Origin of the sequence: Allobosea sp., from assembly GCF_017308075.1 — a bacterium.
In the GTDB taxonomy this organism is placed as follows: domain Bacteria; phylum Pseudomonadota; class Alphaproteobacteria; order Rhizobiales; family Beijerinckiaceae; genus Allobosea.
Genome location: NZ_JAFKFX010000030.1, coordinates 378452 through 392455 on the forward strand (window position 1 = coordinate 378452; position 14004 = coordinate 392455).

Sequence of the window (14004 nt, forward strand, 5' to 3'; positions counted from 1 at the left end):
GGTCATCCAGCCAATTTGAGTTCGGGAGCAGTTGGGCGACCGCCGGCCGCCGCCAGGCGCAGCATCGAGTCGACGTCGAGGATGAGGGCGACCAGGCCATCGCCGAGGATCGTCGCCGCCGAGGCGCCGTTGACCGTGCCGTAATTGGCTTCGAGGCTCTTCACGACGACCTGCTGCTGGCCGACGATCTCGTCGACCGCGATGCCGACATTTCCGCCGCGCTCCGTCTCGGCGATGATGATGATGTTCTCGTCGCGCGTCCCGGACGAGCCCATCACCGCGCCGAGCCGGTAGAGCGGCGTGACCTCGCCGCGCCAGCGCAGCACTTCCTGGCCGAAGGTCAGCCTTTCGATCGGCGTATTGGCGAGATGCTGCGTCTCGATCACGCTGGCGATCGGGATGACATAGCGATCGTCGCCGCAGCGGATCACCATGCCTTCCAGCACGGCAAGCGTCAGCGGCAGAGCGAGCGTGAACTTGCAGCCGCGGCCCGGCTCGGAATCGACGCTGATGCGGCCGCCGAGGGATTCGACATTGCGCCGCACCACGTCCATGCCGACGCCGCGGCCGGAGATGTCGCTGACCGCATCGGCCGTCGACAGCCCGGCGGCGAAGATCAGCTGGTCGATCTCCTCCGGCGCGAGCCTCTCGTCGGCGCCGACGAGGCCGCGAGACCTGGCCTTGGCCAACAGCCTGTCGCGACCGATGCCGCGCCCGTCATCGGTGACCGAGATGACGATCCGGCCGGCGCGATGCTCGGCGATCAGCCTGATCGTGCCCTCGGGGTTCTTGCCGGCGGCGATGCGCTCCTCCGGCGTTTCGAGCCCGTGATCCATGGAGTTACGGATCATATGGGTCAGCGGGTCGGCGAGCTCCTCGATGATCGTCTTGTCGACCTCGGTATTCTCGCCCTCGAGGACGAGCTTCACTTCCTTGCCGAGCGTCTGGGCGAGCTCGCGCACCAGGCGCGGCATGCGCTGGAACACGGCCTTCACCGGCTGGGCGCGGACCGCCATGACATGGTCCTGCAGTTCGCGCGTCTGGCGCGACAGGGTCAGGATGCCCTCGGCGGTCTTGGCGTAGACGTCATAGGGCAGAGAACGGACGCATTCGACCAGCATCGACTGCGTGATCACGATCTCGCCGACCAGGTTCATCAGCCGATCGATACGGTCGAGATCGACGCGCACGCTGACCGCCTGGCGCTGGCGTGCCGCCGCGGCGTCGTTCGCCGCCGGCTTGGCGGCGGGGCGCGGCGCGGCGACCGGCGGCGGAGCGACGGCAGCGGGCGCGAGCGAAGCCGCCGGCGACGGCTCCGGGGCAGCCGGGAGCGGCGCGACAGGCGGGCCGAGACGGGCAAGGATCGCCGAGAGATCCGCGGCGACGTTCTGCGGCACCTCGGGAGGTGGCGCGATCTCGTCGAGCCCGTCATCATTGGCCGCGGCCGGCATGACCTCGACCTCGAACTCCTCATTGGCGAGGGTGAAGTCGAATTTGGCGACGATTTCCTCGACCGGCAGCTCGGTACGCAGCAGTACGCTGAAACGCATATGGCAATCGGTGACGTCGAGCGCTTCCAGCGCCGGAACCTGGCTCATATCGCAGGCCACCGAGACGATCTCCTCGTCCGGCAGGCTGCCGATCACGACGCGCGGCTCGATCACCCGGCGGAACAGGTCGCTGTCCGGATTGATCCGGACGCAGACCTCCCGGCCGGGCCGGGGCGCGGCGACGGCGGCGACGGGTTCGTCGTCCCAGCCATCATCGGCGGCAGGCGCCGATGCGGCCGGCGCCGCGGTCTTGGCCTCGACCATGGCGAGCAGATTGCCGAGCGCGGCGATGCCGGGGGGCTCGTCGCTGACAGCGGCCGGAGCGTCCGGCTTGGCCTGTCCGACCTTTTCCAGCGCCGCCAGCAGATCCGGACGGGCCTGCGCCGGCTCGTCGTTGCGCGCCGCGGCGACGAGATCGGAAACCGCATCCGAACAGCGCAGAAACAGGCTGAACGGGGCATCGTCCAGAGCTACCCGGCCCGAACGCAGATGGTCGAGCGAAGCCTCGAAGACATGGGCGAACGAGACGAGCTCGGTGCAGCCGAAGGCCCCGGCCCCACCCTTGATCGAGTGGATGGCGCGGAACGCGGCATTGACGTCCTCGGGATCGCGCGAGCCCTCGTCGAGCGCCTGCAGCTTCTGCTCGAGGGCGCCGAGCAGCTCCTCGCATTCCTGGAAGAAAGTCTGTTTGAGTTCCGCCAGAGGATCCATCAAGCCGCCTCAGTTCTGGTAGCGCGCGACGAGGCCGAGCAGGGTGTTGGGCTCGAATGGCTTGACCATCCAGGCACTGGCACCGGCGCGGCGGCCTTCCGCCTTGATCTCGGCGCCGTTCTCGGTGGTCAGCACGATAATCGGCGTGTTCTGTCCGGTCGGCCGCGCGCGGCAGGCGCGCGTGAACTCGATGCCGTCCATCACCGGCATGTTGAGGTCTGTGATGACGAGGTCGGGCTTGAACTGGTCGAAGCGTGCGAGGCCCTCCTCGCCATTTTCCGCCTCCGCCACCTCATGCCCGGCATTACGCAGCGTCATGCTAAGCAGGCTGAGCAGGGTCTTGGTGTCGTCGATTGCCAGGATGCGCATCGCATTCACTCCAGGACGAGGGCGCTTTGGGCGAAATCGAAGCCGATCGCCTGAAAGGACTGACGGCACTCCTCGGACATCGCCTTGAGGGTGACGCTGAGATTGTGCGCTTTCGCACTGGCCGCAGCGGCGTGCAGCAGCTGGATCCAGAGGCTGGGAAAGGCTCCGGCCCCTCCGCATTCGACGCAGACGCTTTCGCGCTGCTCGAGCGCAACGAGGAGCTGATTGCGGAAGGCGGCAGCTTCGGAACGGCCGAGAAGGGGCGGCAGGGAGACGGTAATGACCACGGCAGCTCGACCTGTGACGAATTGTCGAACGCTGTCACGGAATTGGTAAAAATTTCGCTAAGCGCTCGCCGGACGAGGAAGGATTGTGACCGTTTCGGGGCGTGCGGCGCTGCGCCCACGCTCCCGATCCGCCGATGCCCGGAGTTCGATGGAGGCCTCAGAACAGGCTGTTGCTGATCGCCCGCGGCACCAGGGTGATGGCGCCGCTCTGCTCCTTGTATTTGCGCGGGATGTTGATGATCCCCGACAGATGCAGCCAGAGATTGTTCGGAGAGATCGGCTTGACGATGATCTCATGCGCCCCGAGCTTGGCGGCCTGGACGACCGCGCGCCGGTCGGGTCGCTCCATCATCACCAGCACCGGCGCCTTGGCGAAGGGCGAGGTCTTGAAGGAGCGGATCGAGGCCAGGCATTTCATGCTGTCCCCGTCCGGCAGATCCCAGTCGAGGATGACGATGTTGGGCTGCTTCTGGATGAACATGGTCGCGGCGGCGGCGAGATCCGCCGCCTCGAAGATCCGCTGCAGCTGCGCCTGATAGAGCATCGTGCGGATGATGCGCCGATAATGCGGGCTGGCGTCGATCAGCAGCACCGAGAGATTGGGAAAGGCGGGAGCGATATGCATGACGGCGATTGCGACCCGATACTCAACACCACATCCGGGCGCACAGGCCCGCTACTCCAAGAACCGCTTGCCGCACCATCCGCCGCTCAGACGCTGAGCCCGAAGCGGAAAGCGCCCCAATGCCTGCCCCTGACGAAGATCGGCGCCGACAGATCTTCCATCACCAGAAAATTGCCGCCGCCCATGTCGCGCCTGTAGGTCTGCAGCAGGAACGGCTCCTGGTTGCGCGCCGCCGCCAGCCCGGTGCGATCGTCGAACAGGCGCCGGTTGCGGCAATTGGCATTGTTCCAGACCGGATCGGGGCCTTGCGGCTGCGCATATTTGCGGTTGTGCGTCGGCAGGAAGCCGTTGCGGTCGACCGCGACGCAAAACACGACACGCCGGTTGCCGGCGAGCAGCCTCTCCTGCAGCGGCGGCAGCAGGCGATCGGTCAATGCGACGAAGCGCGTCATCTGCTGCACCGGATTGGTTCCCGGTACCGGCCGGTAATCCTCGTCGAACAGCTCGGCCATGCCGATCTCGCCATCGGCGAGCGCCTGCTCGAACATGCCGGCGATCGTCGTCGCCACCTCGATCGCCGTCGCGATCATCTCCGATTGCGGGGTGCGCACGCCGGAGGCGGCGATCGCGCCGAGGATCGCCTCGCTGGTCGAGACGAGCGAGGTCGCCCGGCGCGCCGCGACTTCGAGGCTGTGGCTCGACTGCTCGACGCCGCCGACCAGATCCTTCAGCTCCGCCCCGACCTTGGCGAAGGCCACCGCATTGTCGCGCGTCGGCGCCGAAATGCTGTCGATCTCGGCGATCAGCCCGACCACCGACTTGCCGAAATGGTCGAGCTCGCCGATCTGGCGTGAAATCCCCTGGCTCTCCTCGCTGGCGCGCCGTGCCGCCAGGGCATTGGCCTCGCTCTGGCTCGCCAGCTGGTCGACGGTGGCGACGAGCGCCTCGAGCTGCCGTGCGCTTGCGGTCGTGGCGTCGCGGGTCTGTTCGGCGAGTTGCTTGACCGCGGCGGCGATCACCGCGAAGCCGCGTCCGGCGGCGCCGCTGCGGGCGGCCTCGACGCCGGCATTGATCGAAAGCAGCTGGATCTCGCGGGTGATCGACTGGATCGCCTCGCTCGCCTCGCGCAGCTTGTGGGCCCGGTCCGCGGCGCCGGCGAGCGCCTGCGAGATCGACTGAGCGCCGTCGGAGAGTTCGCCAATGTCCTTCTGCGCCGCATTGAGGCCGAGCCGGACCGCGCCGGTGACGCGCTCGAGCCCGCTCTTCACGACGGAGGCGGCATTCTGCGCCTCCTCGGCCGAACGCTGGATCGCCTGATTGGCGCGCGCCACCTGATCGACGGAATCGACGACGCGGTGCAGCCCGTCGGTCTGCCGGTCGAGCTGTCCATTGACGTCGCCGATCCGCCCCGAAATGTCGGTGATCTCGCTGCTCAGCTTGCCGAAGCGTTCGGCGATCTCGACGACCGCACGCGAGGCGGCCAGCGCTTCGGGCGCTTCCTCATTGGCCGGGACAGGCGTCTTCAATGCCTGGGCGTGCATGGACACGGCGCTTCCGCATGAGCAATCGGCGGGCAGAACCTAAACGAACGCAGTAAATCGGCGGTTAATGGCCGTGATCATGCCATTTTTGGCCGATGGAATGCTCATACCCACCCGAAACTCCGATCTCACGATCGCCGTATTCCAGCCTTGCTCTTCACGATAACCTAACGGCAGCCCAAGCATAAGGCGACCGGCCCCTGGAGGAGTCCCATGCATCACCTCGCTTCGCTTTCGCGCCGCTCGCTGCTCGGCTTCGGCGCCGCCGCCGCAGGCCTCGCCCTGGCCCCGAAGGTCTGGGCACAGGCTGCCGCGCCGGCCGCTCCGGCCGGACCCTTCTCGCTGCCCAAGCGAGCCTATGAAGCAGCGGCGCTCGAACCCAATATCGACGCCACCACCATGGACATCCACTACAACCGTCACCACGCCGCCTATGTGGCGGGTCTCAACGCCGCGGTGAAGGACCATGGCGTGCTTGCGCAAACCCCGCTGCAGCAACTGCTCGGCGATCTCGGCAAGGTGCCCGAAGGCGCCCGCGTCGCGGTACGCAATGCCGGCGGCGGCCATGCCAATCACAGCATGTTTTGGGAAATCATGGGCCCCAATGCCGGCGGCGCGCCGACCGGCGAGGTCGCTGCGGCGATCACCCGCGACCTCGGCGGCTTCGACAAGTTCAAGGCCGATTTCGACGCGGCCGGCCTGCGTGTCTTCGGTTCGGGCTGGGCCTTCGTCACCGTGACCAAGGACGGCAAGCTCGCCCTCGCCAGCAAGCCCAACCAGGATACGCCGCTGATGGACAAGCAGATGGTCCTGATCGGTAACGATGTCTGGGAGCACGCCTATTACCTGAAATACCAGAACCGCCGGGCCGAGTATTTGAAGAACTGGTGGAATGTGGTCGACTGGAACAAGGTCAATGCCCGCTATGCCGCCGCCAAGGCCGGCAAGCTGACGATCTGACCGCAGACGACGGCCCGCCGCCATGATGCCCGGCGCGACGGCCGGGCATTTTTTCGTACGGCTCCGGTCTTGATCCCCCGGTGCGGCCGCAAGACCGGGTTGAGGAAACCGAGCATTTTGAAGAATCCGAGGCCACGACAAGGTGATCGCGGCTGGTGGAACACCCTGGCCGGCTCTATCGTTCAGGTTGCATCCGCCTAGCAGGGAGCATGCTCGTGACACTGAACAGCCTTGCCCGCATCGGCGCGGTCGCGCTGATGCTTCTCCCGCCCGCCGCCATCGCCCAGCAGCGCACGCTCGGCCCGCCGAGCGGCTCCGTCCGCATCGAGGCGCTCTCCATCGCCTTCCTCGGCCAGGGCCAGCTCGGCGGCGGCACCTTGTCCTTTCGCGGCCGGAACTATCCGATCAGCGTCGGCGGCCTCGGCGTCGGCGGCATCGGCGCGTCCAAGCTCACCGCCACGGGCCGGGTCTACGGGCTCAGGCAGCGCGAGGATTTCGCCGGAACCTATGTCCAGTTGAGCGAAGGCTGGGCGGTCGGCCGCGCCGGCCGGGGGCGCCTGGTCCTCAAGAACAACAAGGGCGTCACCATCAGCCTCGACGCTCGCCGCCAGGGTCTGCAGCTCGCTTCGGGCGTCGACGGCATGGTGATCGGGTTCAAATAGCCCCTACCCGGGCTGTTGCGAGTTCAAGGCTCAGCCCGGCGCGTCACACCACGACGCGCCGGGCCCGGCGCTATTTCGCCGGGTCGGGCTGCGCCTCGGCGGCCTCCGAAGCCCGGTCCCGGCTCGGCCATTGCCAGGCCAGCATCGCCGCCGCCGCGCCGAGACCGATCAGATCCGTCATCCAGTCTGGCTTGACCAGGCAGAAGGCGATGCCGACGAGCACGATCCGCTCCCACGCCGCGGCGCGGCGCAGCAGGTAGCCGTGCAGCCCGGCGGCGAGCAGTCCGACGCCGATCACGGAACAGACGAAGCGCCAGATGATCGTCGGCCAGTCACCGATCATCAGCAGGGCCGGCTCATAGACGAACATGAACGGCACGATGAAGCCGGCGGCACCGATCTTCACCGCCGCCCAGCCGCTGCTCCAGAGATCGGCCTTGGCGAGCCCCGCCGCGGCGAAGACCGCGAGCGCGACCGGCGGTGTGATCGCCGACAGGATGGCGAAATAGAAGGCGAACATATGGGCCGCCGGCATCGCCACGCCGAGCTTGATCAGCGCCGGCACCAGGAGCGAGGTCATCACGATATAGGCCGGTGTCGTCGGCATGCCCATGCCGAGCACGATGCCGGCGACGGCCGTGAGCAGCAGCGCCAGCAGCAGATAGTTCTGCGACAGGCCGATCACCGCCTGGGTGAAGACGATGCCGGCGCCGGTCAGCGCCACGACGCCGATGACGATGCCGGCACAGGCGCAGGCCAGCGCCACGGCGAGCGCGTTGCGCGCGCCGTCGATCATCGCGTCGATGATAACAGGCAACCGGACATTGCCGCGCGTCGAAGCCCGCAGCGCCGCGACCGGGAAGCACAGCACCGTGCCGGCCAAAGCCGCCAGCGGCGCGCTGTAGCCGGAATAGAGCACGGTGAGGATGGTCAGCACCGGCAGGAAGAGATGGCCGCGCTCGCGCAAGGTCGTGCCGAGCCTCGGCAACTGGCTCCGCGGCACGCCCATGATGCCATGGCGCTTGGCCTCGAAATGCACCGCCCCGAAACAGGCGATATAGTAGAGCACCGCCGGGATCAGCGCCCAGATCACCACCTGGCCGTAGGAGACCGAGAGGAACTCGGCCATGACGAAGGCCGCTGCGCCCATGATCGGCGGCATGATCTGGCCGCCGGTCGAGGCCACCGCCTCGACGCCCGCCGCGAAATGCGCCTTGAATCCGGTCCGCTTCATCAGCGGGATCGAGATCGGCCCGTCGACCATGACATTGGCGACGGCGCTGCCCGAGATCGTGCCGAACAGGCTCGACGAGACCACCGAGACCTTGCCCGGCCCACCGGCGGTGTGGCCGGTCAGCGAGAGCGCGAAATCCATGAAGAGCTGGCCGGTGCCGGTGCGCTCCATGAAGGAGCCGAACAGCACGAAGATCATCACATAGGCGGCGGAAACGCCGAGCGGCGCGCCGAAGACGCCTTCCGTCGTCATGAAGAGCTGGTCGAGCAGCCGCATCGGCTCGACCCGCGCGACGAACAGCGCGTAGCAGAGGAAGGCGATGGCGGTGAGCGGCAGCGCCCAGCCTATCAGCCGCCGCGTCGCCTCGAGCACCAGGACGACGAGAAGGACCGCCATGGCCATGTCGACCGGCGTCATGTCGTCGACATAGTAGATCCGGTTGACGATGTAATCGTAGTTCCAGAACAAATAGGTGATCGGCGCGACGGCGAGCGCGAGCAGAGCATAGTCGAGCAACGACGGCGCCGCATCGGCGCCCGTCCTGCGATAGATCAGGAAAGTCAGCGCCAGCGCGAACAGAAGATGTGTGCCGCGGAAGATGATCGCTTCCGGCGTCCCCTGCCCGCCGAGCGCCGGCGGCAGGATCACCCACATATGATAGAGCGCCATGGCGACGGCGATCACCGCCGTGACCAGCCGCACGATGCCGACATGGCTGAACTCGAACTTGAATTCGGGTCTGGGAACGCTGATGTCCACGGGCGCATCCTGGCTCGGAACCGACCCTCCGCCAGGCGGCGAGGGTCGCGCACGCGAAAGCGGCGCGACCGGATCGGTGGCTGCTGGAGATCGCGCACCGGCGCCGCCGGCGCGCCGGGCTTTCAAACCGTCCGCACGGAGCGTCGGGAGCCGGTCACTTCGACGCGACCGTGATGCCCTTTTCCTTGTAGAATTTCGCCGCGCCGGGGTGGAAGGGCACGCCGACATCCTCCGCCATCAGCTTCGGCGTCAGCCCCGCCAGCGCCTTGCTGGTCGCCGCCAGCGCCGGGACATTGTCGGCGATCGCCTTGGTCATGGCGTAGACCTGCTCGGCCGGCAGCTTGCAGGAGGCGACGATATGGGTGGCGTAGCCGATCACCTTCACATCCTCGCCCTGCTTCGGATAGGTGCCCTTCGGCACCGTCACCAGCGTGTAGCCAGGGTTCAGCTTGCGCATGCCGTCGAGATCGGCCGAGAGGTCGAGCAGCTTGACGTCGCGTGCCGAGGCCAGATCCATCACCGCGCCCGAGGGAATGGCGGTGCCGAGCGAGAAGGCCTGCGCATGGCCGTCCTTCACCTGCTCGACCGAGTCCGTATAGGAGACGAAGGAGATCTTGACGTCGCTGTAGCTCATCCCGTGGACCTTCAGCAGCTGCCCGGTGATGAGCTCGCCCGTATTGCCACGCGGCTGGGTGGTGATCGCCTTGCCCTTCAGATCCTTGACGGTCTTGATCCCGGAATCGACCGGCACCAGCATCTGGAAATACTGCGGATAGAGCGAAGCGACATTGCAGATGTTTTCGTGCTTCTTCGGGAATGGCGCATTGCCGGCGAGCCCGTCCACGGTCGAGATCGAGTTGCCGAACCCGACCTCCGCCTTGTTCTCCTCGATGGCGCGGACATTGGCGATTCCGGCGCCCGGCAACGCCTGAACCGCGAGCCCCGGCACCGCCTTTTCCCAGAGATCCTTGAGCTGGCCGCCGAGCGGCACCCAGACGCCGCCTTGCGGCCCGGTCATCAGCCGCATTTCCGCGGCTGCAGCCGGCAGGCTCAGCGTCGCGACGGTAGCCAGACAGAACAGATAGCTCGGTACGCGTGACATCGGTCTTCCTCCCTCGAGCATTCTTCCCTCGGCGCCGCATCTTTGCGCACGGTCGCTTTCCGATGGCGGCCCGGTCCTTGCGACCGCGCCCCCCAGGGACAGAAGCTATCGGCTGAAGCCCGTCTGGCAAGCCCCGATTTCCCGACGGGGCGGCGGCGGAGTTCCCCGGGCCGGCCGATCGTGGCCCCGCCCGGCGCCGCGTTGAGCGCCTGGCCTACCCGAGTGCCGAGCCGAAATTCATCCAATGGGCGGTCGCGAGCCAGCCCGCATCGACCGGGATCGAGGCGCCCGAAACGGCACTCGCCGCATCCGACATCAGGAAGCCGACGACCGCCGCGATTTCCTCGATCTCGACAAGCCGGCCCATCGCCGTCGCCTGCTTGATGGCGCTGTCGTCGCGCAGGCCGGCCTCGATCTTCTGCCGCATGATCGGCGTCAACGTGAAACCGGGAGCGACGGCGTTGACGCGAAGCCCGGCCTGGCCGAACTCACCCGCGGTCAGCGCCGTCAGAGAGCCGAGCGCAACCTTGGTCGGGGCATAAGCGTGCAAAGGCAGCGGGCGACTCTCATTGATCGAGGTGATGTTGACGATCGCGCCGCCGCCGCCGGCCATGATCGCGGCGCCGAATGCGCGCGTGCAGGCCAGCGCCCCGAAATAGTTCACATCCCAGATTCGGCGATGAGCCGCCTCGTCCATCGCCATGAAGGGCGTGACATCCTGGAGCAATCCGGCGGCATTGACCAAGCCTGCAACCGCGACGCTGCGCGCCTTCAGATCCCGCGCGAGCGCATCGACAGCCGCGGAATCGGCAACATCCAGCGCGGCGAGCGAGAGGGCGTCATCTCCCGCCCCGTCTTTCAGGCGCTCGAGGGCGGAGGCGCTGAGATCGGTCGCGATGACGCGCCAGCCATCGGCCAGCAGGCGCTCGACGATTCCGCCGCCGATTCCGCCTGCGGCGCCGGTGACAATGATCGCGGCACCGGCCTCCCGGTGACGGGACATGATCGAACGCTGGTCAATCCTGGCGGACATCGCCTTTTCCTTTCCTGGCCTGCGAACGCTTCGCTTCTGCCCAATTGCGCCGAAGGGCCCTGGCTCAGGCCCCTTCGGGCAGGACCTTGCGCCAGGCCCGCACATCGACGCTCTGGAACAAGCCACCACGGGCATAGGGATCGCCGGCGGCGAACGCTTCCGCCGCCTCCCGGTCCGGGCAGTCGATGACGATCAGGCTGCCGGTCGAGGTCGCACCATCCTCGGCCAGGAACGGGCCGGCGAAGAGAATCTGCTCACGGCACGGCGCGAGATAATCGAGATGGCTCGGCCGCAATTCGGCGCGCAGCGCGGTTGCTCCGGGTTTGTCGAAGCACAGGATCGCAAACAGCATGACGTCTCCTCGATGGGTTCCAGATTACGGCTCTCAGGCCTCGAAGACCTTGCCCGGATTCATGATCGCATGGGGATCCAGCGTCGCCTTGAGGCGCCGCATATAGTCGACGGTGATGCCGAGCTCGTCGCGCAGGAAGCTGCGCTTGCCCTCGCCGATACCGTGCTCGCCGGTGCAGGTTCCGTCCATGGCGATGGCGCGATGGTTGAGCCGATCAATGAAGGCCTTGGTCCGCGCCATCTCCTCGGCATCCTCGGTCATCGCCATGATCGAGACGTGGAAATTGCCATCGCCGACATGGCCGACGATCGGCGCGACGAGGCCGCTGCGCGCGATGTCCTCATGTGTCTCGGTCATGCAATCGGCCAGCCGCGAGATCGGCACGCAGACATCGGTGGCGATGAATTTCGAGCCGGGCCGGAGCTGCAGGCAGGCCCAGTAGACATCGTGCCGTGCGGTCCAGAGCGCATTCCGCTCGTCCTGGGTCGAGGCATGGTCATAGGACTGGCAGCCGAACTCCTCCGCGATCTGCCCGAAGATCTCGACCTGCTCGTTCACCGCGGCCTCGAGGCCGGAGAACTCCACGAACAGCGTCGGCGTCTCCGCCATGGCGAGCTTCGAATAAGCGTTGCAGGCGCGGATCTGCAAGGCATCCGCCAGTTCGATGCGGCCGGGCTGCAGCCCGTAGCGAATGCTGGCGATCACCGCATTGCAGGCGGACGCCAGATCCGGAAAGGGGCAGACGGCCGCGACGACCGCCGGCGGAATGCCGTGCAGCTTGACCGTCAGCTCGGTGATCACCCCGAGCGTCCCTTCCGCTCCGATGAACAGTCGCGTCATGTCGTAGCCGGCCGAGGATTTGCGCGCCCGCGTGCCGGTCTTGCAGACGGTGCCGTCCGGCATCACCACGGTGAGGCCGAGGATATTGTCCTTCATCGTGCCGTAGCGGACGGCGGTGGTGCCCGAGGCGCGGGTCGAGGCCATGCCGCCGAGCGAGGCGTCAGCGCCGGGATCGATCGGGAAATGCAGGCCGGTGGCGCGCAGATGCGCATTGAGGGCCTTGCGCGTCACGCCGGCCTGGACGACGCAGTCCATGTCCTCCTCGTGCACGGCGAGGACGGCGTTCATCTGGCTGAGGTCGAGCGAGATCCCGCCGAACGGCGCGTTGACGCCGGCTTCCAGCGAAGTGCCGGTGCCGAAGGGGATGAGCGGCACCTTGTGCGCCGCGCAGAGCTTCACCACCGCCACGATATCCTCGGTCGAGCGGGCGAAGAAGACAGCATCAGGCACTTCGAGCGGGTGCCAGGAGGTGGCGTTGGCGTGCTGCTCCCGGATGACGCTGTTGCGCGTGACCTGCTCGCCGAAGCGATCGGCCAGGGTCGCGATGACCAGCGCGACCGCTTCGTTCGCCTGAACCTTGGGAGCATCTTGCGCCGCGAATGTCATATGCGTCCTCGATCGTTTCGGGCCGGCAGCAGGCCGCAGGGCAGCTCCCGTCGCAAAGCGAGCCCTGCACGTTCCTTGCCGGTGAATTGCGCGGCCGGCAGCGCACGACGTGGCTGCGGCGGAGCCGGAGCTGCCTCGCGCGCCTCGCGGCACTTGATTATCTCCGCTTAAAAACTAAACGTTCAGTATTGTAAATAGCTGCGACAGCGGGAAAGGACCTCGAGAGCATGACGCAGTCCGCCGGAACGCGCGGCCGCAAGCGCAGTGCCGCAGCCGAGAATGCGGTGCTGGCGGCGGCCTATGATCTGCTGGCGACGGAGGGGCTGCAGGCCACCACGGTGGAGGCGATCGCCCAGCGCGCCAAGGTCAGCAAGGCAACGATCTACAAATGGTGGCCGAACCGCGCCGCCGTGATCATGTCGGCCTTCCTGCGCGAGGCGAGCAACGCCCTGCCCTATCCGCAGCAGCTCGACATGACGAGCATCTTCGACCGGCTGCACCGCATGGCCGGGGAGTTCCATGGCCCGATCGGCAACATGGTCCGCGCGCTCATCGCGGAAGGCCAGTCCGATCCCGAGATCGCCCAGGCCTTCCGCGAGGGCTATGTACTGGCGCGGCGCCAGGAAGGCGTCGCGATCGTGCACGCGGCCATCGCGGCCGGGCTGATCCGCGAGGCCGATCCCGATGTCATCCTCGATATGCTCTATGCGCCGCTCTATTATCGGCTGCTCGTCGGGCACCAGCCGCTGACCGCGGAGTTCGTCCGCGAGCACGTCACGCTGGCGCTGAACGGCCTGGCGACAGGGAGGGGCTGAGCCAAGCGCCCGGCGATTGCTCGCGGCGCCGGGTCGATTGATCTGCGGGAAAAATGATGGCTGAGTCAAAGATCATCAACCGAGCCCCGCCAAAGGCTTAGCTTGCGGCGGCAAAGATATACTTGCGGCCAATTCATAGGGCTTATTGACAGCCTCTTTCCCACTTTTCTCGCCGCACACGACAGGCCAAAGCAAAGGAATCTGCGCTCCGACCTCGCTCTAAGCGAACATCGACTGGAGTCAGCTTCCGGCCCGTTGCGGAGCTTGCAGCTAGGTGGCAACTACTCAATGTAGGCAGCGCCTAGCTGAGACGAGTTTGCAATGCACAAGATTGACGAATTGCCGATAGCCTTTCGAAAGCTTCGCGAAATCGGCTCCGTCGTTGAATTTGGTGTGTTCGGCGACTTTATCGCGCCGATACCGTTGAAAAAGTCGTCGTTGCCGCGGGTATGAAGTCCTGATTCAGTCGTCCTTGGATGGAGGGCGGCGCGATGATGGGCGAACGGCAGGTGGCGCAGGAGGCGCTGTTCTACGAGTTCAGCCTGGAGCGTCACATCC

At 66.7% G+C, this 14004-nt stretch carries 14 protein-coding genes; 3 read left to right on the forward strand and 11 right to left on the reverse strand.

The features are described 5' to 3' along the window. Nucleotides 1–2: 2 nt before the first annotated feature. The 5 genes from J0J10_RS13545 to J0J10_RS13565 form a co-directional block, all read right to left on the reverse strand. On the reverse strand, nucleotides 3–2261 hold the full coding sequence (locus tag J0J10_RS13545) for a chemotaxis protein CheA (RefSeq protein ID WP_291647028.1): 2259 nt from the start codon (nucleotides 2259–2261) through the stop codon (nucleotides 3–5). A 9-nt stretch (nucleotides 2262–2270) separates the two neighbouring features. Continuing rightward, nucleotides 2271–2630 carry a response regulator gene (locus J0J10_RS13550; protein ID WP_291647029.1) on the reverse strand — a complete coding sequence of 120 codons (360 nt, stop codon included), beginning with the start codon at nucleotides 2628–2630 and terminating at the stop codon, nucleotides 2271–2273. A 5-nt stretch (nucleotides 2631–2635) separates the two neighbouring features. Beyond that, nucleotides 2636–2917: an STAS domain-containing protein gene (locus J0J10_RS13555; RefSeq protein ID WP_291647030.1), complete on the reverse strand. Its 282-nt coding sequence runs from the start codon at nucleotides 2915–2917 to the stop codon at nucleotides 2636–2638. 157 nt (nucleotides 2918–3074) lie between these two features. Next, the gene (locus J0J10_RS13560) at nucleotides 3075–3542 is read right to left on the reverse strand and encodes a response regulator (protein ID WP_291635464.1); all 468 of its coding nucleotides are present in this window, start codon (nucleotides 3540–3542) and stop codon (nucleotides 3075–3077) included. Between the two features lie 86 nt (nucleotides 3543–3628). Then, nucleotides 3629–5083 (reverse strand): methyl-accepting chemotaxis protein, encoded by a 1455-nt coding sequence (locus J0J10_RS13565; RefSeq protein WP_291647052.1) that lies wholly within the window; start codon nucleotides 5081–5083, stop codon nucleotides 3629–3631. Nucleotides 5084–5296: 213 nt separating this feature from the next. On the opposite strand from J0J10_RS13565, the gene J0J10_RS13570 reads away from it, so the two are divergent. Together J0J10_RS13570 and J0J10_RS13575 are read left to right on the forward strand one after the other, a co-directional pair. Further along, nucleotides 5297–6043: a superoxide dismutase gene (locus J0J10_RS13570; protein WP_291647031.1), complete on the forward strand. Its 747-nt coding sequence runs from the start codon at nucleotides 5297–5299 to the stop codon at nucleotides 6041–6043. A gap of 215 nt (nucleotides 6044–6258) precedes the next feature. Beyond that, the gene (locus J0J10_RS13575; protein ID WP_291647032.1) at nucleotides 6259–6705 is read left to right on the forward strand and encodes a hypothetical protein; all 447 of its coding nucleotides are present in this window, start codon (nucleotides 6259–6261) and stop codon (nucleotides 6703–6705) included. 70 nt (nucleotides 6706–6775) lie between these two features. Here the strand turns inward: J0J10_RS13575 and J0J10_RS13580 are convergent, their stop codons facing one another. The 5 genes from J0J10_RS13580 to J0J10_RS13600 all read right to left on the reverse strand — a co-directional run bounded on the left by J0J10_RS13580 (nucleotide 6776) and on the right by J0J10_RS13600 (nucleotide 12631). Beyond that, nucleotides 6776–8698, reverse strand: coding sequence for a TRAP transporter permease (locus J0J10_RS13580; RefSeq protein WP_291647033.1), 1923 nt, complete (start codon nucleotides 8696–8698; stop codon nucleotides 6776–6778). Between the two features lie 154 nt (nucleotides 8699–8852). Further along, the gene (locus J0J10_RS13585; protein ID WP_291635471.1) at nucleotides 8853–9800 is read right to left on the reverse strand and encodes a TAXI family TRAP transporter solute-binding subunit; all 948 of its coding nucleotides are present in this window, start codon (nucleotides 9798–9800) and stop codon (nucleotides 8853–8855) included. A gap of 214 nt (nucleotides 9801–10014) precedes the next feature. Beyond that, nucleotides 10015–10833 carry an SDR family NAD(P)-dependent oxidoreductase gene (locus tag J0J10_RS13590; RefSeq protein WP_291647034.1) on the reverse strand — a complete coding sequence of 273 codons (819 nt, stop codon included), beginning with the start codon at nucleotides 10831–10833 and terminating at the stop codon, nucleotides 10015–10017. A 64-nt stretch (nucleotides 10834–10897) separates the two neighbouring features. Beyond that, nucleotides 10898–11185 (reverse strand): YciI family protein, encoded by a 288-nt coding sequence (locus J0J10_RS13595; RefSeq protein WP_291647035.1) that lies wholly within the window; start codon nucleotides 11183–11185, stop codon nucleotides 10898–10900. A gap of 33 nt (nucleotides 11186–11218) precedes the next feature. Next, complete coding sequence (locus tag J0J10_RS13600) at nucleotides 11219–12631, reverse strand: FAD-binding oxidoreductase (protein ID WP_291647036.1); 1413 nt, start codon at nucleotides 12629–12631, stop codon at nucleotides 11219–11221. A gap of 227 nt (nucleotides 12632–12858) precedes the next feature. Between J0J10_RS13600 and J0J10_RS13605 the strand changes: the two genes are divergently transcribed. Then, nucleotides 12859–13446: a TetR/AcrR family transcriptional regulator gene (locus J0J10_RS13605; protein WP_291635479.1), complete on the forward strand. Its 588-nt coding sequence runs from the start codon at nucleotides 12859–12861 to the stop codon at nucleotides 13444–13446. A gap of 281 nt (nucleotides 13447–13727) precedes the next feature. Here the strand turns inward: J0J10_RS13605 and J0J10_RS13610 are convergent. Continuing rightward, nucleotides 13728–14004: hypothetical protein (locus tag J0J10_RS13610; protein WP_291647037.1), on the reverse strand; the 277-nt coding region annotated here is incomplete at its 5' end.